At 44.5% G+C, this 25,755-nt stretch carries 20 protein-coding genes; 16 read left to right on the top strand and 4 right to left on the bottom strand.

What is annotated here, in order from left to right; genetic code table 11:
• Positions 1–83 precede the first annotated feature (83 nt).
• The 4 genes from AB1757_15750 to AB1757_15735 all read right to left on the bottom strand — a co-directional run bounded on the left by AB1757_15750 (position 84) and on the right by AB1757_15735 (position 4,774).
• Positions 84–1,577: a sugar transferase gene (locus tag AB1757_15750; GenBank protein ID MEW6128494.1), complete on the bottom strand. Its 1,494-nt coding sequence runs from the start codon at positions 1,575–1,577 to the stop codon at positions 84–86.
• Positions 1,574–2,974, bottom strand: coding sequence for a WecB/TagA/CpsF family glycosyltransferase (locus AB1757_15745; protein MEW6128493.1), 1,401 nt, complete (start codon positions 2,972–2,974; stop codon positions 1,574–1,576). The genes AB1757_15750 and AB1757_15745 overlap by 4 nt, the downstream gene beginning before the upstream one ends.
• 1 nt (position 2,975) lies before the next feature.
• On the bottom strand, positions 2,976–3,704 hold the full coding sequence (locus AB1757_15740) for a sugar transferase (GenBank protein MEW6128492.1): 729 nt from the start codon (positions 3,702–3,704) through the stop codon (positions 2,976–2,978).
• A 212-nt stretch (positions 3,705–3,916) separates the two neighbouring features.
• Complete coding sequence (locus AB1757_15735; protein ID MEW6128491.1) at positions 3,917–4,774, bottom strand: sugar phosphate nucleotidyltransferase; 858 nt, start codon at positions 4,772–4,774, stop codon at positions 3,917–3,919.
• A 327-nt stretch (positions 4,775–5,101) separates the two neighbouring features.
• Between AB1757_15735 and AB1757_15730 the strand changes: the two genes are divergently transcribed.
• The 16 genes from AB1757_15730 (at position 5,102) to AB1757_15655 (ending at position 25,749) form a co-directional block, all read left to right on the top strand.
• On the top strand, positions 5,102–5,557 hold the full coding sequence (locus AB1757_15730; GenBank protein ID MEW6128490.1) for a response regulator: 456 nt from the start codon (positions 5,102–5,104) through the stop codon (positions 5,555–5,557).
• The gene (locus tag AB1757_15725) at positions 5,538–7,688 is read left to right on the top strand and encodes a SpoIIE family protein phosphatase (protein ID MEW6128489.1); all 2,151 of its coding nucleotides are present in this window, start codon (positions 5,538–5,540) and stop codon (positions 7,686–7,688) included. Before AB1757_15730 ends, AB1757_15725 begins: the two co-directional genes overlap by 20 nt.
• Positions 7,688–8,026 (top strand): STAS domain-containing protein, encoded by a 339-nt coding sequence (locus AB1757_15720; protein MEW6128488.1) that lies wholly within the window; start codon positions 7,688–7,690, stop codon positions 8,024–8,026. The genes AB1757_15725 and AB1757_15720 overlap by 1 nt, the downstream gene beginning before the upstream one ends.
• Before the next feature lie 25 nt (positions 8,027–8,051).
• Entirely contained in the window at positions 8,052–9,200 is a 1,149-nt protein-coding gene (locus AB1757_15715; protein MEW6128487.1) for an alkaline phosphatase family protein, read from the top strand.
• 8 nt (positions 9,201–9,208) lie between these two features.
• Positions 9,209–10,060 (top strand): glycosyltransferase, encoded by an 852-nt coding sequence (locus AB1757_15710; GenBank protein ID MEW6128486.1) that lies wholly within the window; start codon positions 9,209–9,211, stop codon positions 10,058–10,060.
• 28 nt (positions 10,061–10,088) lie between these two features.
• Positions 10,089–11,210, top strand: a complete 1,122-nt coding sequence (locus AB1757_15705) for a hypothetical protein (protein ID MEW6128485.1) — start codon at positions 10,089–10,091, stop codon at positions 11,208–11,210.
• Complete coding sequence (locus AB1757_15700; GenBank protein ID MEW6128484.1) at positions 11,210–12,142, top strand: phosphotransferase; 933 nt, start codon at positions 11,210–11,212, stop codon at positions 12,140–12,142. Before AB1757_15705 ends, AB1757_15700 begins: the two co-directional genes overlap by 1 nt.
• Positions 12,139–13,524, top strand: coding sequence for an O-antigen ligase family protein (locus AB1757_15695; GenBank protein MEW6128483.1), 1,386 nt, complete (start codon positions 12,139–12,141; stop codon positions 13,522–13,524). Before AB1757_15700 ends, AB1757_15695 begins: the two co-directional genes overlap by 4 nt.
• 37 nt (positions 13,525–13,561) lie before the next feature.
• The gene (locus AB1757_15690; protein ID MEW6128482.1) at positions 13,562–15,151 is read left to right on the top strand and encodes an oligosaccharide flippase family protein; all 1,590 of its coding nucleotides are present in this window, start codon (positions 13,562–13,564) and stop codon (positions 15,149–15,151) included.
• Positions 15,152–15,182: 31 nt separating this feature from the next.
• Entirely contained in the window at positions 15,183–17,663 is a 2,481-nt protein-coding gene (locus AB1757_15685) for a Wzz/FepE/Etk N-terminal domain-containing protein (GenBank protein MEW6128481.1), read from the top strand.
• Between the two features lie 189 nt (positions 17,664–17,852).
• Entirely contained in the window at positions 17,853–19,094 is a 1,242-nt protein-coding gene (locus AB1757_15680; GenBank protein ID MEW6128480.1) for a glycosyltransferase family 4 protein, read from the top strand.
• Positions 19,075–20,304 carry a glycosyltransferase family 4 protein gene (locus AB1757_15675; GenBank protein MEW6128479.1) on the top strand — a complete coding sequence of 410 codons (1,230 nt, stop codon included), beginning with the start codon at positions 19,075–19,077 and terminating at the stop codon, positions 20,302–20,304. The genes AB1757_15680 and AB1757_15675 overlap by 20 nt, the downstream gene beginning before the upstream one ends.
• Positions 20,289–21,443, top strand: coding sequence for a glycosyltransferase family 1 protein (locus tag AB1757_15670; GenBank protein MEW6128478.1), 1,155 nt, complete (start codon positions 20,289–20,291; stop codon positions 21,441–21,443). The genes AB1757_15675 and AB1757_15670 overlap by 16 nt, the downstream gene beginning before the upstream one ends.
• Positions 21,444–21,588: 145 nt before the next feature.
• A complete protein-coding gene (locus AB1757_15665) occupies positions 21,589–24,039 on the top strand; it encodes a glycogen/starch/alpha-glucan phosphorylase (protein ID MEW6128477.1) in 2,451 nt (816 codons plus the stop codon).
• A 136-nt stretch (positions 24,040–24,175) separates the two neighbouring features.
• Entirely contained in the window at positions 24,176–24,742 is a 567-nt protein-coding gene (pnuC, locus tag AB1757_15660) for a nicotinamide riboside transporter PnuC (protein MEW6128476.1), read from the top strand.
• Positions 24,727–25,749: an AAA family ATPase gene (locus AB1757_15655; GenBank protein MEW6128475.1), complete on the top strand. Its 1,023-nt coding sequence runs from the start codon at positions 24,727–24,729 to the stop codon at positions 25,747–25,749. The genes pnuC and AB1757_15655 overlap by 16 nt, the downstream gene beginning before the upstream one ends.
• Positions 25,750–25,755: the final 6 nt, after the last annotated feature.

The raw sequence follows: 25,755 nt of genomic DNA, 5'->3' as shown, positions 1-25,755 counted from the left end.
CGTCCCTGTCCGAGCCGCGCTTCCAGATGGCTTAATTCTATTGCCCTTCTTTTCAATCTCAAATCTTCAAGCATGTCCTGGCGTTACTCCTGCAATCGGGCTTTTTTGTTTGATTGAGAGTGGTTGAGTTTGGTGATTCGCAGCAGGTAGCGCAAAAGTAATTTCAGGTCATACGAAAAACCACTCATGACCGAGTAATAGGTTTCCGCTGAATAAATTTCATCGGTTGTGGCATTTTCACCATAGAGGACAAAGGTCTCTGTAATGATTCCGGCTTTGGAATTCAGGTAAAGCGACTGCCAATCGTGTGGTAAGAGTTCGACTCGATATTTGGGAAGCGGGCGAACCCCGACGAAATGCAATTCGCCTTTGGCGATATTAATTAGACCCGGAAGCAGCCTTAAAAAAATATCACTGATTCCGCGATTTTTCTGATAGCCATTGGAATATGGTAAAAAGCTATAAACCTGGATTTTGCTCCAGGCTTTTGCATCCGAAGCGGCAGGCAATTTGATGGCTTCGTATTGATAAAACGCTTGCCCCTTGGTGATTTTTAAGACCAGCGCAATAAGTAATATTAAGGGCGAGGTTAAAATCAAAAGCAAAGTTGCCGTTAATCTTGAGAAGAAAAAGGTCAGTGATTCTCTGATGTGGTTTTTATGAAGATTTCCGAGAATGAAATCATCCGCAACCGAAACCGCAATGCCAAAGCGTGTATTAATCAAACGGTTTTTATCGACAATTGCTTCGTTTAATTCCAGAGCTTCTCCAATATAACTGCCGGAAAAAATCAGGGAATTGGCAACCGTACTTTTGGAATCCAGAACGCAATCATTGGCGATGACCGCATTAGGTCCGATATGAGCGCCCATCCCGATGCGACAATTATCACCAATAAATACCGGCGCAAATAATTTTGCCGTGGGATGTAATGAAACATTTCGTGAAAGCCAAACCGCGTCGCTGGCTTCTTTGCCATTGAGCATTAAATCCGGAAATTGCTTTTTCATCACGGCTTCCTGAGATGCCAGGATGTCTTCATAAGATTGCAGGCTCAACATAACCGGCGACACTTCCGTTGAACATTTTTCTGCAAAGGCAAGATGAGCTTTTAAAACCTCCTCGTCGGCATTTTTGGGAAGACTTAAAATATTGAGGTTGCTGAGTAATGCCCACCCGCTCCATTGGCGATTGCATTCGTTATAAAACATGGTCGGCTCGGTTAAGGATTCGATTTTAATTTGCGGCAAACGATCAGCATGAGCCAGTACGAATCTTTCGTCACAGTTTAATAATAAACAGACTTCTTTCAGCTTTCTGTAAGGCGTTTCTTCATCCCGACACAGATGAAAATTGACCTTGATTCCCCAGCGCGTTCCATCCCCGATAAATTTTTCAATTTTCTCAGGCAAATAACTGACGATAAATTCCATCGCGGTGATTCCATTATCAACCAGATATTCAATCACGTGTTGAATAAAAGGTCGGTTGACCAGGGGAATTAAAGGAGTGGGATAATGTTCATTCAGGGCTGCGAGATCATAATTTTTTCCTGTCGCAATGATTATGGCTTTCATATGGATTTTCCTTTGGTTAAAAATTTTTCTTTAAGGACGCGGAATAAGAAAACAAAGTTTCCAACAAAATAACGCCGCCACATTCTTTTCGGCTCCTGGTAAAACCGATAGAACCATTCCAATCCCATTTCGCGCATCCACTGCGGCGCGCGCGGGATTCGACCGGAGTAAAAATCAAACAGCCCGCCAACGCCCATTGCGATTTTTACACCGGTTTTAGCGAGATTTTGATGAATCCATTTGTCTTGTTTGGGCGCGCCCAATGCCACCAACAAAATATCGGCTCCGGAATCGGCGATTGCCTGGACGACGGCTTCATTCTCATCTGCTGAAAAAAAACCATCGCGACAACCGCTGATCATCGTCTGAGGATAATTTGAATGAATCCACTCTTTGACCAGATTGGCGATACCGGGTTTTGCGCCAAGCAGGTAGATTTTTTTATCGGTGCTTTCTAATGCCGCACATAATCTTGGGAAGAGGTCTGTACCGTTGACGTTTTGTTTAATTTCCTGATGTAAAATTTTTCCGGCAAGTTTCATCCCGATTCCATCGGCAAGCGTCAATTCTGCCTGATTGAGAATTCCCAAATACTCCCTATCGTCATAGGCGAGATTGGCGCAATCGGCATTGATAAAACAGATTTGATTGCTGGTGTGTCCACGAAGTTTTTCAAGGATGGTATCAACCGTCTCTTGCATTGTGAGATTAACAATTTTCGCCCCCAGGATTTTTAATTGGTCGGGAGCGGTAACCACGCCTTTGCCATAAAGGATTGCCGGAATAGCCCGCAAAGCAATCGCCAAATCACCCATCAAACTCTGGTTGTCGATGTATTCACTGTCTGAGAGCGCTTCGTTGCCATAATCGATATTGGCGCGATTGCGAATCCACCAGAGACAAATTAAGCCGGGTCGAACATTGTAACGACGTCTGACAAGCTTATCGCGCGGACTTAATTCTCCGGGAAGCGCGGCGCGTGGTCCGACAAATGACATATCCCCCTGCCAAATATTGAATAATACCGGGAGTTTTGAAATGCCGGTTTTCCTGATTAACCGTCCGATTAAATGACCAGGCACTCGAAAGGCGAATTCATCAAATGGGGCACACCATCGTCCGAGTTTTCGCGTTTTCAATAAAACATGTCCGGTTGGTTTTAGCAGTAACACGGAGATTATCAACAAAGGTGAAAGGAGGATGGTGAGTAGCAAAGCGATATTGAAATCGACCACACGTTTCGAGGTTGAAAGCAATTGGATAATAAAAAACCAGGTGAAACCCCGCATCAATCTTTTCACTCTTAATCGCAAAATTCCGATGCGGGAAAATTGCAGATAAAGTTCCCGTTTATACGCTTCGTTAATCACCGGTTTAGGAGGTCGATTGATTGCCATATCAATAAGCGCCTTTACCTAGAATCACTGCCGGAATGGTTTTCAAAAGTAATAAAATATCGAACCACACACTGTGACTTTCGATATATTGGACATCGAGTTTGACCTGTTCGTGAAAGGGAATGTCACCCCGCCCGCTTACCTGCCAGATGCAGGTAAGCCCCGGAACCACATCCAGACGTCTGCGGTCTGCCAGCGTATATAGCGCCACTTCGCGCGGAACCGGAGGGCGTGGGCCCACAAGCGACATATCGCCTTTTAACACGCACCAGAGTTGCGGCAATTCATCAATGCTGAATTTGCGAATAATTCGCCCAATCCAGGTGATACGCGGGTCTTTTTTCATTTTGAAGGTGATGCCATCCCCATGATCATTTTGCTCCAATAACCGGTCTTTCAAAGCTTCGGCATTGATAACCATGGAACGAAATTTGGGAAAGGAAAATTCTTTTCCCCATAACCCCACACGAGTTTGCCAGAAAAGTATCTGCCCTCTATCGGTCAGTTTTATTGAAAGCGCCACAAATAAAAAAACCGGCGATAACAGCAATAAGCCGCTGGCAGCAGCGATAATATCAATGGCTCGTTTCAGGATTTTGGCGCTGGCGATTACCGTAACCCACACATATTTTTTCTTGAGAAATCGCCAGTTTTTCGTTAACCCGATTCCTGCATGTCGCTGATAAACTTCATCGATGAGCGAAGTTTTGTAATAAGCGTCTTCCAACATAGAGCAATATCCATTGATTCGATAAACCGATAACCCAGGAGTGAGGGGCAATGAATTTGAGCTGAGGATTTACAAGTAGGAGGGGTTTAGGTAAAGACTTAAAATCGATTCCCAGGAAAATGATTTATTTTCAGGCACAAAATAACCCGTCATTTAGCTCAAATCAATGGTTATTTGAGCTAAATGAAATTCAGGTTAATTCGCTAATCTATTTAGCGGTTCAACAAATGATGGATTCGGGGTTCGAGCGCCTTGCGAATTTCTTCGTCGGAAAGCGCATATTCCATCAAGGTTTTTAAATAATTAATCGGGTCGCCGATGGTTAGCCATTCGCCATCTTTAACCGATTCGGCAACCACTTTTCCGCCGCGTTTAATGTATTCGCGGACACTATCGGTTAGCCATAATTCATTCGATTTGCCTAAAGGAATTTCCGATAAGATTTGAATGATTGCCGGAGACAGCACAAATCTTCCGAACATCGCCAGATTCGATGCGGCTTCTTCACGCGCCGGTTTTTCAATCACATCGAATAATTCGTTTTCAGTGGATCCCTCTTTAATTTGAGCAATCCCATAACGCACCACGTCTTCCCAGGCGACCTTTTGTGTGCCAACAACCACTGCGTCTGTTTGTTGGTGTTTTTCGATGAGTTGTCTGGCAAACGAAGTTTTGGCTTTAATGATGTCGTCGCCATAAGCGTAAACAAATCCTTCGCCTTCGGGGATATGGGGACGCGCAACCAACAACGGTGTGCCATTGCCATAAGGTCCCTTTTGGGGTTCAAAGACAATTTCAATCCCCTCGAGTTTGTTTACAAACTCATCCAGTGCCGGGTATTTGCCGTGCGGTGGCGCAGCCGCTAAATCATATTGCCTGTGCAAAGGGTCGGGATTGGCTCCGGTAACGATGACCACTTTATTTAAGCCCGCATCAATGAACTCTTCAACAATGAGTTGCAATGCCGGTTTGTTGATGATGGGAAGCAACTCTTTGGGATAGCCTAAAGTCACCGGCAACATACGGGTTCCCGAGCCAGCCGCTGCAATGATTCCAGTTTTAACGTTCATTCGTATTTACTCCAAATATTGTTTAAGGGGGAATAGAAAAATTATCACTAATTTGGGGTTCAGATAAAACCCCAGGGGGCTGAAAAAAAACTCACGACAAATAACGAGGTCTATGCTAACTTGGGGGCGGTAATTTTAGAAGACAAAAGAAATTCCCTTGTTTGAACAAAAAATTAAGAAAAAGCCAGTAAAAAAAGCTTTTTCTCATTGCTGAAAGTATAAGCGGGAAATCGCTTCAAACTTTCCAATTGCTAAGCGCATTAACCAACCTTCCTCCCCGACAAGTTTAACTTGTTCCTTTACGAACTTCCTAAAGCCGAGTGGAACATGTTTAACAACAGTTCGGATCACAGTCACAAAACCAAAATATTAGTTGTCGATGATGAACGTCATATCGCCAGATTTCTGGAATTTATTCTGAAAAAAGAAGGGTACGACGTAGCGGTTGCCTATAGCGGCGAACAGGCGATTGAAGTCATCAATCGTTTCCAACCTGATGGCTTACTTCTCGATTTTGTCTTACCGGGGATGTCCGGTTTGGATGTCATCAATCATATACGCGCGAACCAGGCGTTCGACAACCTCACGATAATCGTTCTAACCGCCCGGTCATTTGAAGATAATCAGGGAGATTTCCTGGAAGCCGGAGCGAATGCCTCGTGCGCCAAACCCATCGCGCCATCATCGCTGGTAAAAATATTACTCGAATTTGGCTTGCCCCCGCATAAAAAGCCGATTGTATTAACCAACCCGGAGACGAATTTTGAGTACAAACGCCCTTAATACGCTGCCAGATTACGCCCTTGCGCCGCAAACCATATCTATAAGGGATAGATTTTTGGAAGAGTTCGGTGGCATTGCCGAACCGCTGGCGTATGCGCTTGGGATTAGCATCGGTTTTGAATCCAACTCGGATTGGCAATGGTTGATTAAAAATAAAAACTGTTCATGTCTGGGTTTTAAAGACGACTCCATAAACTCCTTTGCCTGTTCAACCCTGCGAAAACAGGAGCGGCTGGAGATCAGCTTTGAATATTCGCCAATCGGTAACCTGCTTTTATGTTTTGAAGAAACCCAAAGCCATTTGCGAGAGGTCTTTTCACGGCTGATTGAAAAAGCCATTGAAAAAGTCGCGATGCAAAATCAGGAAGAATCACTTCTGGAAGAACTCAGTATCAGTTGGGAAAGTCTGGAAACCATATATGAAATCAGCACCGATTTGCGGGTTTTGAAAAATCCGCGAATGGTATTGCGGCGCATCATGGATAAAGCGGTTTCGATTCATGAGAATTTGAAAGCGATTTTTTGGATTAATTCTGAAAAAGGCTTGGAACCGGTTGCCCGGAAACATATCACTCATATTGATAAACGGTTTGATGGCTACGGTCTCATCCACAAAGCCGTCGAAGAAGGGAAGACGTTCATCATCAATTCGATATCGCGTATCGATGAATTTCGCGAATCCGACCCTGAATTGGCACTGGCAACCGGAGTTCTGGTGGTGCCGATTGCGACTCGTCACGCGGTTTTAGGCGCTATTGAGATTTGGAGTGAAGACCGGAGCGCACCGGTTTTCGATTCGCGGGCAAAAAAATTAATTGAGGCGCTCACGCATCAGGGAGCCATCGTTCTTGAAAATGAACGATTGATGCAGGAATCAATTGAAAATGCCAAATTGGTTCAAGAGATAGAAATCGGTTCCAAAATCCAACAAACCCTATTGCTTGGAAAAATCCCTGAAAATATAGCCGGTTTGAAAATCTCGGCTATGAGTATTCCATCACAACGCATTGACGGGGATTTTTATGATTTTATCAAACATGAAGAAAATTGCCTGGATGTCATTGTTGGAGACGTGATGGGCAAAGGGATACCGGCTGCCCTTCTCGGAGCCGGAACCAAAAATCAAATCATGCGGGCTGCCGGTCAATTAGCCAATTTGCAACACCCCTCGGGACTTCCGGCACCCGAAGAAATCCTGCGTCGGGTACACGCCCAATTAACTCAACAACTGATGGAATTCGATAGCTTCGTTACGATTTGTTATGCGAGGTTTGATACGCAAAAGCAAAAGCTTTGCTTTGTCGATTGTGGGCATACCAAGACCATTCATTATCAAAAAAATGAAAAGCAGTATTTCATGTTGGAAGGCGAAAATTTGCCGCTGGGAATCTATCCCAATGAAACCTACAAACAGGTAGAAAGAGAATTTCGGTTCGGGGACGTTTTCATTTTTTATTCCGACGGGGTAACCGAAGCAAAAAGTCCGAATGGGGAGATGTTTGGCGAGGCTCGCCTGGCCGATTGCATTATGAAATTTCAGGAATTATCGGAAACCGATCTGGTTCAGGCGATTCGCAAAACGGTTATTGAATTTACCCAATCAGAAAAATTTGCCGATGATTTTACCTGTGTAGCCGTGAAAATCGAACCCGCGTCAACAGCAGAGGTCAAACATTTTCAGGAGTCAAAACCACAGCCGGAGAGTCACAGTGACCGAATGGAAATTGAACTCAAATCCAATCTGCAAAGCCTGAAAGCGGCAAGAAAATTTGTTGAAGAAGTAAGTGATAGGTTGCTTTCTTTAAAACCCGAAAGCGAAATCGTGGCACAGTTAAAACTGGCAATCAATGAAGCGATTACCAATATCATTTTGCATGCCTACGATAGTGACCCCAATCAGTTGATTCATCTTGAGGCTGAATATTTATCAGGAACCTTGGGATTTCAAATCCACCATCTAGGACGCCATTTTAATCCGAATAAGGTGGTTCCCCCATCGTTTGATGGCTCGCGTGATGGAGGTTTTGGTTTGTTCATCATCGATTCGATTATGGACTCGGTTGAGTATTTCTGCGATGAGAGCGGAAAAAATTTCATTGTGATGAAGAAAAAAATTAGGAGGAATTGTTAATGGAACCGATTTTAGAAAGAGTAGGAAGTGTAACAGTGGTGTTTTTGCCAACAGATACGCTGGATGCCAGCAATGTTAAAGAATTCAAACGCGACGTTGGTTCGGTAATTAATGAGCGCAAAAAAGTGGTTTTCGATTTAGAGCGGGTGAACTTTGTTGACAGTTCCGGACTTGGCGCGATTTTGTCCTGTTTGCGGCAATTGAATGCTCAGGGCGGTGATTTAAAACTTTGTTCACTGGGTAAACCCGTGCGCGCGCTTTTTGAACTCGTCAGGATGCATCGCATTTTTGACATCTATAACTGTAAAGATGAAGCGATTCGGGCATTTGAAAATTAATTGTCGAAGGTCTAAGCAATAGCCAATGAAATCCATCAGTATCTTTACCTTCATTGATGCGTTCGGTTGGGAAATCTTACAGCAGCACCATTTTATGGATGATTTCCTGACTACCAAAGCGCCGCTGGGAACCGTGCTTGGCTATAGCTCTACCTGCATCCCGACGATATTGACGGGCAAAATGCCATATGAACATCGACACCTGTCCTTTTTCAAATATGACCCGGAAAATTCGCCGTTTTCGTTGTGTCGTTGCTTGAGCATTTTGCCCGATTCGATTACTCGGCGCGGGCGGGTTCGCCGAATGATGAGTAAAGTTATTCAGAAATTTTACGGCTATACCGGCTATTTCCAAATTTACAACCTGCCGTTTGACTATTTGCCCCTGTTCGATTATTCGGAAAAACGAGACCTCTACCAGACAGGTGGAATTAACGACGGCTCCCCAACCATTTTTGACAAACTTCGCGAGCGCAACATTCCGTTCTATCTGTCGGATTGGCGAGCCAAAGAAGCGGATAATTTATTGGCGCTGGAAAGGGCGATTGACAACGGTGGTGTCACCTTTGCGTATGTTTATTTAGCAGCGATGGATGCCATTCTTCATGCTCACGGTACGGAAGCCCCAATCGTCGAAGAAAAGATTCAATGGTATGACCGTAACCTGCGAAGAATCGTCAAACTGGCTGAGCAAAAATATTCCCAAGTCAACCTCTATATTTTTTCAGACCACGGCATGACCAATACCACCGATGAGTGCAATTTGATGGCGCGCATCGATAAACTCGGTTTGAAGTTTGGTGAAGATTACGCCGCAATGTACGACTCGACGATGGCGCGCTTCTGGTTCCTGAATGATACGGCTCGCACAAAAATTATTCAGGCGCTTCAAGAAGAACCGCGAGGTCGAATACTCCGGGAAAATGATTTGAATGAATATGGCTGCAATTTTGCCAATCATGAATATGGCGACCTGTTTTTTTTGACCAACCCCGGTGTGCTCATCAATCCCAGTTTTATGGGGGAAGCACGCCTTGCGGGTATGCATGGCTATGACGCTTTGGATAAGGATTCAATCGCCATGCTTGCAAGTAATGTATCCCCTGCTCGAATGCCTCAACGGCTCGACGGACTGTTCCAGTTGATGAAAATGTCCGTACCGGATTTGGATTAAAGTGATTTATGGAAACGTGGATAGTCATGCGTTCACATAACGATATGCCGTTGGTTGTGGAAACCCTCGCAAGGGTTAAACGCCAGAATCACGATTTCCAATTGCTGGTTTTGGACAATCAATCAAGCGATGGCACCACTCAGGAAGCAGAGAAATATGCTCATCAATTGCTCAATATCCCGCAAGGAACTTATGTGCCGGGACGTGTGTTGAATCAGGGAATGCGATTAACCGATGGTGAATTTGTAGTTTTTTTGAATTCGGATTGCACGCCGCAAAATGACCGTTGGCTCGAAGAATTACTAAAGGGGTTTCACAGTGACAAGGTTGCGGCAGTTTTTGGACGACAGATTCCGCGAACCGATTGCCAACCTTTATATGCCAAAGACACCGAAGATACGTTTGGCGATGGCGAGCGCCAAAAATATTGGCGTCATTGTTTTTCGATGGCATCTTCGGCTATCAGACGTTCGGTTTGGGAAAAGATGCCGTTTAACGAACAGCTTCACTATTCCGAGGATATCGAGTGGACGTGGCGTGCCAAACAAGCCGGATATGAAGTTGAATATGTGCCGCAATCCGTGGTTTCACATTCACATAATTATTCATTAAAACAATTTTACAAACGGCAATTCGGCGAAGGACGCGCTGATGCGGCAATTTTCGCCTGGGAAAATTGGCAGAAATCCTTCTTGCGATATTCTTTGCTGCCTTTCACCCGACAGGTATTAAGTGATTTGCAATATTGCCTATCCCGACGGGAGTTCAAATCCGCAGGGTTTTCGCCGTTTTTAAGAATGTCGCAATTGCTTGGTCGTCGCGCCGGGTTTGTCACCGGATTAAAGGAAAGCCGGCATTAAGCAACCCGTTGGCTAAGAGGCTAAAAACATGTCTCAAATTATTAAAACCATAAATTGTCTTGAGACGATAAACTCTGCTGAGTTGGTTTATGCCCGACAGGCTTCGCCCGCGTTCAATTTTCGATTAAATGAATCATTGAATCGCATCAGTGAAGCGGTTTATCTGGCGCTTGGGGAAAACCTGATAGCCCTGATTTTGGGTGGCGGATATGGTCGGGGGGAAGGCGGGGTTGTTTATAAGGATGGCATTGAACAGCCTTATAATGATTTGGATTTGGTGTTGGTTGTAAAAGAAAAAACGCGAATTGATTATAAAGCTCTTCATCGAATAAGCGAGAAATATGCCAAAAATCTGGGTATTCATGTCGATTTCAGTCGCCCGTTAGACCTCAAAGATATTCAGCATCTGCCAAATTGTTTAATGTGGCAGGATTTATTGAATGGTCACATCGTTATCCAAGGGGATAAAAATATTTTAAATGATTATGCGCCTGAGACGCTGAAAGATAAATTACCGGTTATTGAGGCAAGCCGTTTACTTCTCAACCGCGGGGCTGGATTACTTTGGGCAATGCGAATTGCGCGAAAGGTAGAAAGCGGTCAAGACTCCGATTTTATTCGTCGCAATTATTATAAGTGTGCGCTGGCATTGGGCGATGCCTTACTAATTACCTACCGTCAATATCAAACCGCTTATCGAGGTCGCAATCAACTGCTTGCCAACCTGGCAAAAGAAAATGCTGAAGTTGCAGCTATGAATTTAACCGGTTTATACAATAAGGCATTGATCTTCAAATTTTCGCCTGACGATATTTCCAATACCACCATTGATGAATTTCGTTTACAGGTATTGGCTGAAAACTGGGGTATCGTTTATTTACATATCGAATCCTATCGCACGCGACAGAAATTCAATTCACTCGATGAGTATGCCAATTGGATAGGGATTCGCGAGCCTCAACAAAACACCTTTAAATATGCCTTGCGAAATTTCATTCGTAATTTGCAAATAAAAAAATTATCGCTCAGCTATCCCCGCGAAGCATTGTTCCGAACATTGCCGATTTTACTGGGCGTTTGCCATTCGACGGTTAAGGATTGGGATACCGAGAGCGCGAAATTTATCGAGGTCTGGAGGCGGTTTAATTAATGGCGACAGCGATAAATCTCAAAGCGGAAATCTCGGTTGAAAGCGGTTTTGAAATTGCCACTTTAAGTCTGATTAAAGAGAACGCTTATTGCCGGATTTATCGCGCCACCATACAGGACACCCCTGTCATTATCAAAAAATATAAAACCGCCGATTCGTCTTTGATTGAAGCCGAAGCCAGAGCGCTTAATTTTTATCACCAATTTGCCTGCGGCAATTTGAATTTGATTGACTCAAAAACCTTAAAGCTCAACGCCAAAAGCAATTTGCTTATCATCGGTTTTGTCGAGGGCGAAACTTTGACAGCGTTAATTTGGCGCGCCGCGCGAGATACGAAAGAGCGAAAGCGCGCCAATCGCGCAATGCAACTTCTCGGTAAGTTATTAAAGGAATTTTACGAAAAAACCTTTGACGCTGATGCCTTATCCACCTCATTCGTTTTTGAGTATTTAACCTACACCTCGCAAAAACTGGAATCATTGCCGGTCATTGGGAAAACTATTTTCAATCATTTTACCCGGCAGGCAGACCGCCTCGCTCAACGGTTTCAAGACGCCAACGTCGGTGCATCGTTTGTTCATGGCGACCTGGTGTTTAGAAATATCCATGTCAGCCGGGCGCGTGTAGGTTTAATCGATTTTGCCAACACCAATTTTCAGAGCCACATTCTAAATGATATTTATAATCTCAAATTCGCATTGGCGAATATGTTCATTCCGCAAAAATTGAAAACGGAATTATGGCAAAGTTTTACAGCGGAATTAAGTGAACTGAAATTTCCGCTCATTGCCCGACAATTTTATTTTGAATATCACCGACGGCGTTGGTTGATGTTGAAACTTACAGCCCATTCACCTAAGGATTGGTTACAGGCTTTGAGAGGGATAGCAACCTTTGCCCGCACCGCTTACCGGGAGGGCGATAGCTTATGACGACGGCATCGATGCTTGGCATCCTGATGTGGTTCATCGGGGTTCCGCTGATTACCGGTTTACTGTTTTCGCAACCTCGCTGGCGAAGACCGATGTTATCCATCATGGCTTTTTTTACCTGCCTGATAACCAAGCCTTTTTATCAGGAAGTGTTTTTTGTCAATTATCGCGGCGTAGATAGAGGCTTTGGGGTTACGGTTCCCGACCTGTTTTTTCTCAGCTTTTTTGTGTTTACTATTCTGGGCGGAACCAAAAAGAAAATCATCTGGGTGCCTTATAACACCACCCTCTTTGTTGTCCTGTTGATCATTTCGGCAATCTCTTTGATTGGAACTCCAGTCGCTTATTTTGGTTTGTTTACTCTGCATAAATTTATTCGCGGTTACATTCTATTTTGGGTCATCGTCAATATCATTAAAGAACGCGAGGACGTCGAAGCCGTTATTTCGGGTGTCATTGCCGCTGTGGTTTTTCAAGGAATCAATGTCATCTGGGCGAAATATATAACCAAGGCAGTGGTGAACCGTTCGACGGGAAGTTTTCCACATCCCAACTCTCTGGCGATGTATATTGATTTAATCATCCCATCGGCACTGGCGCTTTACCTGTCGGGAACCTTGACCAAAAAGAAAAATTACCTCGCCATCCTGGCGATTTTATTAGGGGTTGTTTCAGTTATTTTTACCAAATCCCGCGCCGGACTCATTATTATGTTCGGCTCATTAAGTCTGGTTGTGGCGATTTCCGTTTTAATGAAACCGACAGCGCGGAAGTTCGGCGTTGTCGCATTGGGTGTAGTAGCGATGGCAATTATCGGAACAATGGCTGCGCCAAAAATTATTCAGCGATTTGAAAATGCTCCGAAAGAGTCCGAAGCGACACGCGAATATTTTAATACCGCGGCGGACGCGATGATGAAAGATAAGTTTTTTGGCGTCGGATTGAACGCTTATTCCTGGACTTTAGCCAACACCGATTATTACTGGTATGTGTACCCGGATAAGATTGATTTGCAAGACCCGGAAGCATTCCGGGAAAGCAAGCAGGGCGAAAGCCGACTGGGAACCTGCCACCATATTTATCGACTGTATGGCGCGGAAATCGGTCAGTTCGGAATGTTCGTATTTATCGCTTATCTTGCGGCATTTTATATTCGTAACCTCTTTCTATTTTTTAAATCTCAGGACGATTTTTACAAAGCCATTTTATTAGGTCTGCTGATCGGATTTGCAACCTTACATTTACAAGGCTTGCTTGAATGGATTTTTCGACAGACGCAGGTTTATTACCTGTTTTTATTGCTTTCCGGTCTGATGGTTGCCATCGGAAATATCATTGCCCCCAAAAAAATTCCTGCTTATCAAAGCGCAAATGCAAACTGACAGATGGCTATCTTGTGGTTTGCCTTTAAGGCAGGTTATGTCTGAAACAATTGAGCATCAGGTTCAGCCAGACGCGCTCAAAAAAGACCGTTCGCGAAATATTTTATTGAATACCTTAACCAGCTACGCCGATGACATCGTCGATGCCATCACCATGCTGATTTTAATTCCGTTTTTAATTAAAACCCTGGGTAAAGATAGCTTCGGATTATGGTCGTTAATCTGGGCATTCGTCTCTCTGTTTGAATTAGCCGATTTAGGTTTTGCCGCATCCATCGTCAAGTATGTTGCCGATGCCAAAGGGCGAGGCGATAGCGAGCGCCTGAAGAAAATCGTCGGCACGATGTTTTGGGTTTATGCTGGGATTGGTGCGCTTTTGCTTTCAGGCGTTTTGTTGAGTCTGCTGTTTTTTAACCGGTTATTTGATATTCCCGATGCTTATTCGGGGGCTGCGAAATTTGTGCTGATTGTGCTCGGCGCGCGCTCAGCTATGTTGATGCCGCTTGGCATGTTTCGCGGCGTCATCGCCGGTTACCAAAAAGCCAGTGTGGCAAATGTGTATAAAACCATCGCGGCAATTTTATATTTCATCGCTTCGTTAATCGTTTTATCCATCCTTCCAGACATTAAAGCGTTCGCCGTGGTGAATCTGGTTTTAGGTGTGTTACCGATGATTGTCATCGGCATTCATGTGAAAAAGACCATTCCTGACATTCAACTTTCACCGAAAATTTTTGATCGCAAAATTATTAAAGAAATTGGTTCGTTTTCGATTTATTTCACGATTATCCAAGTCTCCAGATTTATTTATACGCGGGTTGATTCGATTATCATCAAGGCATTTTTGCCGCTTGAAATGGTTGCGGTTTATGCGATTTCCATGCGCCTTTCGGAAAAGAGTTCACAATTTTGTTTTCAACTGATCAAAAATTTATCGCCGGTGGTGGCTGAACTACATGCGGCAGGAGAGGTTGCCAATATTCGCGCCGTCTGGGAGCGCGGCACCAAGCTGGCGGTAGCGTTTGCCACACCGTTGCTCCTCGGATTGGCGGTACTGAGCGAACCGCTGATTCGCGTTTGGACGGGACCCGGATTTGAACTTGCGGTTCCGGCGTGTCAATGGCTGATTGCGGCAAATTTTTTAGGGGTGATACACGGTAACACCAACAACATTTTAAGCATGGTCGGGCAACAGAAATTCATCGCGATGGCGACCTTGGCGAGTCAAATTCTAAATATTATTTTCTCAATTTTATTAATCAAACCGTTTGGCATCGTTGGCGTTTCAATCGCAACCTTTGCGGTGACGTTGCCTTTACAAATCGGCGTCATTCAGGTCAAAGCCGGAAAACTCTATCACCTGTCACTTTGGCGCTTTTATTCGAGAACCGTGTTGCCGAGCATTCCCCCGGCAATCTTGTTAGTTGGTTTTCTTTATGTCTTTCAACGCTTTTATCCGCTGAAAAACCTTTTGGAAGTGGCAGTTCTTGAAGCTATCGGAGTGACGTTATTCTTTTCGACCTTTTGGTTTATCGGTTTTGAAAAAAAGGAACGTGACTACTTCAAAGAAAAAGTCCTCAAACGATTGATGAATCGCCCGGCGAAACAGGTGGTTTTGAAATCATAAAACTGATTATCGAGCCAAGAACCCGGAGGTGATGGTGAGCGAAACCAGAGAAATTGAAAAAAATACAAATACGGCATACGGACAATCGGCTGGTCAGGCTGGCGAAAGCGGCGGATTTCCATTAGATATTCGCACGCTTTTATTAGGGATTTGGAAAAGGCGAAATGTGGTTATCGGATTTATTGCGGTCTTCCTGATCCTGGCTTTCTTGATTTCATCTATCAAACATCAAGAGGTATACGAAGCCGAAACGGTGATGTTGTATAAACCACCACCTGCACCGGAAGAAGACGACCCATATAAACCGCTCTCCCTGACGACCCAAATCGAAATGATAAAAATGCAATCGAATCTTGAAGAGATACGCAAACGTTTAGAATTGAAAGCCACATTAAAATCGATTGCCGCCGCTTGCGAAATCACGCTCGAAAAAGGCACGACGTTAATCATTCTTGATGTGAAATGGGATTCCGCTAAAGGAGCTGCCGATTTAGCGAACATCTTTCGCGAGGTGTTTATCGAAAGCCAATTGAAATTGCGCAGGGAAGAGGCTGCAACCCAAATTCATGACCTGGAAGCCAGATTAAAAATTATTCGAGAAAAATTAAGAGAAGCGGACGCTAAACTGCTGCAATACACCACAGCAAACACCTTAATTGATTTGAGCAAACAATCTCAGTGGGCATTGGAACAACTCAATTCTGTTGAACTGCTTTTTGAACAGGCAAAAATCGAGCAACAGTCCAACGAATTACAATTAAAAAATATTGAAAGAATTATCGAAGACTTAAAGAGACGGGTCGCAAAAGAGCAGTCTGAATCCGCCAGCGAGATGGAATCCGTCACCGTAAATAACGTCAGGCTGCAACGGTTAAGAGAGGCGATTGATGATGACAAACTGCACAGAGCGCGAATGGCGGAATATACCGAAAAGGAGGTTGAATTTGAAACCGCCAAAAGGTTGCGCGCTCAAGGTCTGATATCGGATGTTGATTTTGCCAAAATCCAGGCAGCTTTTGAAAAACTCAAAGCGATTGCGGTTGATACGGAACAAATCAAAGAGTGGCGAGAACAAATTAAAGACCTCGATAAGGTTGTCATACCGAGTAAAGCCGGTTCAGCGAGCGCCCCTGTTTTACAGAGTATGCTGCTCAAGCAATTTGATCTGGAACTGCAACGCTCATCGCTTTCCGAACGTGCCGAACATTTAAAAGCGGTGCGCGATAAAGTCAAATCGCAAATTGATGAAATGCCCAAACTTGAACGCCAGTATGTGGCTTATAGCCGTGATGTGACAACCTTGGAATCAGAAAAGAAAACTCTCGAAGACCTATTGGTTAAGGCGCATCGCGTACACGATTCCGAATCATCGGATTTTGTTCTGGTAGCGGAAGCCAAGCCTCCGGTTGCGCCGGTGAAATCCAACCGCGCGATTCTGTTTATCGTTATTGCGGTTGCCGGATTGGTACTGGGCTTTGTTGCAGCCGTTGGTTCAGAGTTGATGGATACGACGGTTAAATCCGCTGGAGATTTAAAAGCCAAACTCAGCATACCGGTAATCGGTGTTATACCGAAATTACCGGAAGGCGAACGGCTGTTTGAATCAAAAGAAATAGCCTTAGTTGAGAATTTAAAAATGACCACTCGAAAAATTCGCCGTCAGGTTAATCATCACGGCGCAAGAATTCTTCTCGCCAGTGCATCGCACGGGGAAGGGACAACCTGGGTGGCAACCAATCTCGCTGCCAGCCTCGGTCGTCAGGGCGATAGGGTTTTATTGATTGATTCCCAAATCCGAATGCGCAATGGCATTCCCTCGCTACGGGATTGGGTGAAACTCACTGAAAACGATGAGCAAAAAGGTCGGATTTTACCGGCGGATATTGAAACAGGAATCATCGAATCGGGTAGAAAGATTATTGCGCCGTTAAGAAAACGGCTTCCTGAATTTATTAAACCGCCGCTGAGGTTTTCCCGATCAGTCATTAAAAAAGGCATCGCGGTAATTTCATCACCGGCAGCATTCTTTGCGGGTTACCTGCAAATCTATCATCAGAGGAAGGAAAGACGACGATGGGCAAATCGTCAGGATATTGCCGGATTAATTGATAAACCTTCAAATGGAATGAAAGGGTTGGGCGCTTTTCTTGATGAGCCGGCTGTGAGTTTTGATGATGCGATTTTTCAAACGGTACTGCCCAATGTGGATTGTTTACCGCAAATTGGGTGCGAAGTTATTCCCGAAGATTTAGGGACTTCAAAGATGCGGCAACTCTTCATAAATGCCTCGGAAAAATATGATGTGGTGATCATCGATAGCCCGCCGATTCTGCCTTATGTTGATGCAGAGGTTTTGGCGCAATGGGCAGATGCCATCGTTTTGGTGGTTCAAGGCAGAATGTGTACCGGCGCAACCTTGAAAAAGGCGATGAGCAGAATCGAATCAGCCGGTGCGCCGGTTATCGGCACAATTTTGAATGGTATTGATTCCATTTATCTGGAAAAAGATTGAGATGAAGCTACCGGTGATTGCAAATCTGTTTCCTCGGCAATCGGGAGTAAAACAGTTGAGAAGCAGAGCACATTGCAACAATCGGTTGATGACTTTGGAAAATTGCTATACGAGGCGCGGGAAAGTTGCTGAAAGGAGTTGATTGGAACAGTTGAGAAAAACTTTAACGAAACCAATACCCAATGATTTATGAATGTAATTCAATTGCCACGCCGGTTTGTCAAAAGCGAATGGGGTGGAACCGAAACCGTCATTCTCGAAACCAGTAAGCGTCTCGAAAAAATGGGACATCATACGGAAATTTTTTGTCCGAATGCGCTGGCTGCTTCCAACTTAGAAAAGCTGGATAATATCGAAATCCATCGCTTCAACTATTTTTATCCGTACCTGGGATTAAGAAAAGAAGCAAAACACCAGTTAGACCACAAAGGCGGAAACCTCTTCTCATTTTCACTGATGCGCGCGCTGCAAAAATTCCCATCGCTCAATCTCATTCATCTACACACAGGAAAACGACTGGGCGGCATTGCCCGTTTTGTCGCACAAAAACGAAAAATCCCTTACATCGTTTCCTTACACGGTGGCTTGTTTGATGTTCCAACCGATGAAGCAAAAGCCTGGACGGAACCGACGATGGGAAGTTATGAGTGGGGAAAAGCGTTGGGTTGGGTTGTCGGTTCACGTCGGGTGATGGACGATGCCGCCGTCATCCTTTGTGTTGGAAAACCAGAACAGATTGAAACCCAGAAGCGCTATCCCAATAAAAAAGTTGTCTATTTGCCCAATGGCGTTGACCCGGAGAAATTTGCACAAGGAAACGGGCGAGCTTTTCGGAGCAAATATAACATTCCGCAAAATGCCAATGTTTTATTGACCGTTGGTCGCATCGACCCGCAAAAAAATCAACTATTCCCGGTGCAATTATTGCCCGAACTCATCAAGGGAGATGCCCATGCGCATCTGGTTCTCATCGGTCACATCACCAATGATGACTACTATAAAAAATTGTTGAGTGTCGTGAATGAAATGGAATTGGAAAATCGCGTGACGTTGATTTCGGGTTTAGATAGCGAGAGTTCCGATTTAAAAGACGCCTATAAAGCCGCTGACATATTTCTACTGCCCTCCATCCATGAACCCTTTGGCATTGTCATTCTTGAAGCCTGGGCAGCCGGTTTACCGGTCATTGCCCATCGTGTCGGTGGCATTCCTGCTTTTGTCGAAGATGGCAAAGATGGATTGTTATTTGATACTGCCAATGAACAGACGTTCATAAAGGCGTATATGACGTTAATCAAGGATTCTGAAAAACGGAAATCGCTGGCTGATGCCGGGAACCAAAAGGCTCGCTCGGAATATAGCTGGGACAGTATCACCGGTAAACTGATCAACATTTATGAGGAGGCGATTGATGAAAATCCTCTTCGTTAATCAAAAATGCGGGTATTTCGGTGGGGTTGAACAAAATGTGGCTGATACCGCCGAAGGGTTGCGATTACGCGGTCATCAATGTTTTCTCGTTTATGGTGAACGAACCAACCGCAATACTTTTGAATATCAGCAACTGTTCACCGAGACTTTTTATTGTAAAGAGTTAATGCAAAACGCTTCGCAATCAAATGGAGAGCGGACAAGAAATCAAGCACCGCTTTCTTTTAAAGAGATTTTGCAATCTATTTCTCCTGATGTGGTCTATTTTCACAAAGTCCCGGATATGGGCGAATTTGTGGATTCGCTTCACAATGTCAAGACTGTCCGAATGATTCATGACCATGATTTGTGTTGCCCGCGTCGGCATAAATATTTTGCGAAAAGTGAAAAGGTTTGTACGCAACCGGTCAGTTGGCGATGTTTCCTGGATGGCGCTTTCCTTGAACGCGCCCCCAAATCTTTACTGGGTGTGAAGTTTGTCAACATCAATAAAAAAATTAACGAGATGCGACGAAATTATCAGTTCGACACTTTGCTCGTTGGCAGCCGATTTATGCGCGATGAACTGTTGATGAATGGGTTCCCGTCTGATCGGGTATTTACTTTGCCGCCGGTGGTCAAAGCGCCGGTCGAAAAACCGATGCCGGTGCCCAAAGAAAAACAGATACTCTATGTTGGACAACTGATTCGCGGCAAAGGCGTTGATTTAATGTTAAAGGCGCTTAAAAAAATCAGATGCGATTTTACAGCTTCATTGGTTGGCACAGGCAATGCGGTGGTGGAGTTGGAAAAGTTAAGTCGAGAACTGGGGTTGGGAAACCGTGTCAAATTTCGCGGATGGGTAAATAACTCGCAACTCAATATGTTCTACGATGCCGCCAAAGTTGTCGTTGTTCCATCTCGTTGGCCCGAACCCTTTGGCATGATTGGATTGGAGGCGATGCGTCATGGTCGACCGGTGGTGGGTTTTGCCGTCGGCGGAATTCCCGACTGGTTAGAGCAAAATTCAACAGGCGTACTGGTTCCTGAACAGGACACCGATGCGATGGCAACCGCAATTGAAAGAATTTTGATTAATGATGAATTGGCAACCAAGTATGGATATAACGCCTATCAACGTTACCGCTCAGTTTATGGGTTTGAAGATTATTTAATTCAGCTTGAAAGTTGTTTGCAGGTCGGGAAGGAGGCGCTATGTCCGGTCATTTAAAAGTCGGAGTGACGACCTTTGGGGGAGATGGCGGAAAATCCGGCATCAGCCAATACATCATTAATCTATTAAATGAATTTTCTAAAATGGAAAATGCTGCGCAATTTGAAGTAATGGTTTATGAAAACGAAAAAGATATTTTCGTTCCTCGCGAAAATGGTCTCAAATCCTTATGTTTTAGTGAAAAAATTCAAAACCCGATTCGCAATGTCGCGTGGCATCAATCAAGGTTACCGCACATCTGTAAACGACAAAAATATGATGTGATGTTTCTGCCGGCAGGAAACCGCCGGCTGCCCATGTCTTCACCTTGTCCCACTGTTGGAACCGTGCATGACTTCTCAAGCATTCATGTAAAGGCTAAATACGACCCGGCGAGAATGTTTTATATCACCAGGGTATTACCGTTTTTGATTCGCCGACTCACCAGAATTTTAACCGTCAGCGAATCGAGTAAACGCGACATCGTAGAATACGCGCGGGTCCCCGAAGAATTCGTCACGGTTACGCCGCTAGCCGCAGACCCGAAAATTTATTTTCCGCGAGACCAGGAAGAATCTTTCCACCGGGTGGCGAATAAATTTAGCGTGACACAACCCTATATGTTGTTTATCTCGCGCATCGAACACCCCGGAAAAAATCATGCGAAATTAATTGAAGCATTCAACCTGTTGAAAGCGCGTGAACATTTGCCCCATCAACTGGTGCTTGCCGGAAGCGATTGGAATGGCGCTGCGGAAGTGCACCGTCTTGCAGAGGCTTCGCCGTTTAAGAATGACATCATGTTTACCGGGTTTGTACGCACAGAAGATTTACCGGATTTGTTTTGCGGCTCGGAATTGTTTGTTTTCCCGTCACTATATGAAGGCTTCGGTCTGCCGGTTCTGGAAGCGATGTCCTGTAAAGTCCCGGTGGCGTGCTCGAATCTTTCCTCTATGCCGGAAGTCGCAGGCGATGCGGGTCTTTTATTTGACCCATACGAGGTCGAACACCTGACTGAGACTCTGAAAATGATTTTGACCAATGATGCATTGCGCCAGGACTTAGCCGAGCGCGGATACCAACGAAGCCGATGCTTTACCTGGGAAGCGACTGCACAAAAAACGATGCAGGTAATTCAGAATGCCTGCGCCAGATAAATATCCCCTTCGAGTGAATTGATTATTGATTTGTTGCCCCTTTGCAGTTCTCAAGATGCTGGTCGATTAAAACCAATCCCAAAAGTGTCTTCACCGTTGGTTTAAAAAATTGGTTTTTAATGACTCGGATTAAAGAGGTAGGCATATGGAAACCAGAAAAAAACTGATCACCGATAATCTTGTATTTTTACAGAATTCACTCAGACGGCACATGCGCTTCACGCTTGGGCGTCGGGAAGATGATTTGACTGCGCGCGATAAATTCATGGTGACAGCACTGGCGGTTCGCGACCAGCTTTTTGAAAAGCTGCTGGAAACCGAAGACCGTTATGAACAGCGGGATGCCAAACGGCTTTACTATCTTTCAATGGAATTTTTAATGGGGCGGGCGTTATCGAATAGTTTATACAATCTGAATTTATACGACGGTTGCAAACTGGCATTGATGCAAATGGGTATTGACCTTGAAGAGGTGGTCGAACAAGAGAAAGATGCCGCTTTGGGGAATGGCGGACTGGGACGATTGGCTGCCTGTTTTCTGGATTCGCTGGCAACTATGAATTATCCCGGATTTGGTTATGGCATCAATTACGATTACGGGCTGTTTCAACAACAGATAAAAGACGGCTATCAAAAGGAAAAACCCGACCATTGGAAAGCATCAGGTTCGCCGTGGCTGATTGAACGCCCAGACGAGGCGGTCTTTGTTCCGGTTTATGGACAAATTGAACATACCGGAGATCGTGATAATCATTACAATCCCATGTGGATGAATTGGCAAGTGATTATCGGAATTCCCTACGATATGCCAATCGTTGGCTATGGCGGAAAGACAGTAAATTATTTGCGATTATATTCGGCAGTCTCTTCCGATGAATTTGATATGGAAATATTCAATCAGGGAGATTACCTGAAAGCGGTTGAACAAAAAATCGCATCTGAAAATGTTTCCAAAGTGCTGTATCCATCTGATGCCGTCGAATCAGGTCGTGAACTCAGGTTGATTCAGGAATATTTTCTGGTTGCCTGTTCGGTTCGTGATATTGTGAATCGGTATTTGAAAACCCACGATTCATTCGATGAATTCCCGAATAAAGTTGCCATCCAAATTAATGACACGCATCCGGCGCTGGTCGTTGCAGAACTCATGCGATATTTCATCGACGAAATGGAAATGGAATGGGATAAAGCCTGGGAAATAACTCTGGCGACGCTTGGGTACACCAATCATACCCTATTGCCCGAGGCTCTGGAGCGTTGGTCTGTCGCGTTATTTGAGCGGGTTTTGCCAAGACATTTGCAAATCATTTACGAAATCAACCGCCGGTTTTTGGAATCTGTCGCCAATGTTTTTCCCGAAGACCAGCAACGGTTTCGCCGCATGTCGATCATCGAAGAAGGAGACGAAAAACAGATTCGCATGGGACACCTCGCGCTGGTTGGCAGTCATTCGGTTAATGGCGTGGCGGCGCTTCATACCGATTTAGTGAAGAAAAATCTTTTCAAGGATTTTTATGATATTTACCCCGAACGTTTTAATAATAAAACCAACGGTGTAACCCAGCGGCGCTGGCTTTTGAAAGCCAACCCCAAGCTTGCCGAGTTAATCAATTCAAAAATCGGTGCGGGATGGATTACCGACCTCACGAAACTCCAGGGGTTGGAACCTCTTGCGACCAATCGAGATTTTCAAAAGGATTTTCGCCGCATCAAGCGAGAGAACAAAATCGAATTAGCCCAAATAATCAAAGAAACAACCGGATTTGTGGTCAACCCCGATTCGATGTTCGACATTCAGGCGAAACGCATCCATGAATACAAGCGACAATTGCTTAATGTTTTGAACATCATCCATGAATATTTGCGAATAGTTGAAGATGACCAATCGCCAGTGGTAGCCAAAACCTTTATTTTTGCGGGCAAAGCCGCGCCGGGTTATTGGGCTGCCAAACAAATCATCAAACTGATTAACAATGTGGCGAGGGTGATTAATCGAGACCGCAGCGTTCAGGATATGTTGAAAGTGGTTTTTGTGCCGGATTATCGGGTTTCGCTTGCAGAAAAGTTAATACCCGCAGCAGATTTAAGTGAACAAATTTCGACTGCCGGAAAAGAGGCATCAGGAACCGGTAACATGAAATTTGCAATGAATGGCGCGCTGACCATCGGCACACTTGATGGCGCGAATATCGAAATCAAGGAAGAGGTCGGTGTTGACAACATATTTATATTTGGACTTTCGGCAGATGAGATTCAACAAATGGTGAATTCGCGCACTTATAATCCGCGAAATTATTACGAAAATGATGCCAATTTAAAACGGGTTTTGAATAGCTTGAACTCAAACCGTTTCTGTTGTTGTGAACCGGGACTGTTTAAATGGATTTTCGATACCTTGCTGAATCGCGATGACTATTTCTTACTCGCTGATTTTCAGTCTTATGTGGAAACTCAGCAAAAAGCAATGCGTGAATATCGAAAGACCTCCGAGTGGTATCGTAAAGCGATTTTGAATGTCGCAAGAATCGGCAGGTTTTCAAGTGATCGAACGATTCAAGAATATGCTGAGGAAATCTGGAAGTTGAAAAATCATTAAATGGTTCAATTCCTTACCCCTGATAAAAGCCGGACAAAATTAGTCCGGCTTTTTTTTCAATCGTGACTGGCGCGCCTGAACTTTTACACGCAAAATAACCGCTTTAAATTAAACGCCAAATATTTTCGATAACAGAATGATGAAAATTCGCTCACTCAATTACTGGGAAGTTTTCGCTGTGGTTTTCAGTTTCATTTCGGTGGTGCTGACAATTAAAGTCCATATCGGACAATGGGCATTTGGCATTGTTGGCGTGGTCTTTTATTTCATCGTTTTTTACCGCGCGAAATTGTATGCCAATATGTGGTTACAGGTCATGTTTATCGCTTTGCAAATTTATGGTTGGTACGAATGGTTGCGAGGCGGTGAAGGGAATTCGGAGTTACCCATCTCGCATTCCCCGTTGACCTTGAATTTGGTTCTTTTGATGGTGGCAATTATCGGCATTATTTTTATGAATTTATATTTTATTAAATTTACCGATAATGCCAGACCACTGGCGGATTCAGCGGCGACCGTGCTGAGTTTGATTGCGCAATGGATGCTGGCTAAAAAATATATTGAAAACTGGGTGGTTTGGGTTCTGGTAAATTTGATCGTGATTTTTTTAGGCGTGAAACAGAAACTCTATTTAACCGCAGGGCTTTATCTGCTATTTCTAATTTTGGCAATTATCGGATACCTGGAATGGTTGAAGGCATAAAACAATTTACAACCGGGATGATTTTAGGAAAATTCATGCCGGTTCATAAAGGGCATCAATATCTGATTGAGTTTGCGCTTGCGCGAGTAGACCACCTGACCATCATAGTGGGGACATTGGAAGCCGAACCGATTCCCGGTCATTTGCGTTATGAGTGGGTCAAAGAGCTTTATCCGCAAGCCCGCGTCTGTCACCTGACGGATGAGAATCCGCAATACCCTAATGAGCATCCCGATTTCTGGGCAATCTGGAAAACCAGTATCCGAAAATTTATACCTACGGGGCCAGACCTGGTATTTACATCTGAAGATTACGGCGAAGAACTGGCGCGGCAACTTGGCGCGCGACATCTGATGTGCGATTTATCGCGCCAGGCGGTTCCGGTTTCGGCAACTAAAATTCGGGAAAACCCCTTTGCAAACTGGGAATTTATTCCTGAACCGGTTCGCCCTTATTTTGTCAAACGGGTGGTAATCTATGGTCCTGAATCAACAGGAAAAACCACCCTTGCAGAAAAGTTAGCCGGACATTTTAATACCGTCTGGGTTCCCGAATTTGCCCGCGATTATCTCGATAAAAAAGGCGCTTGGGTCGAACCGGAGGATTTCCCCCAAATTGCCGTGGGTCAGCTTGAGTCTGAAGATAAGCTGGCGAGGGTTGCTAACCGCGTCTTGATTTGTGATACCGATTTAATCACCACCTGTATTTACAGCCAGCATTATATGGGTCAGTGCGCTAATGAAATTCGCGCGCTAGCTGATGAACGCACATACGATTTATACCTGTTGTTGGATATTGATGTAGAATGGGTTGATGATTGGCAACGACCGGAACCCGATAAACGGGAATATTTTTTCAATTGGTTTAAACAGGAATTGGAAAATCGCGGTCGTCGTTTCGTGGTAATTTCGGGAAATTACCAGGAGCGATTTCAAAAAGCGGTTGCCGCCATTACCAGCCTGTTTTCCGATAAAGATTCAAATCAACACGGCATTGATAAAAGGTAAAACACC

This window comes from Acidobacteriota bacterium, from assembly GCA_040754075.1.
In the GTDB taxonomy this organism is placed as follows: Bacteria; Acidobacteriota; Blastocatellia; order UBA7656; family UBA7656; genus JBFMDH01.
The sequence above is the reverse complement of the archived record's forward strand: the minus strand, read 5'-3'. Positions and strand labels throughout refer to the sequence as shown.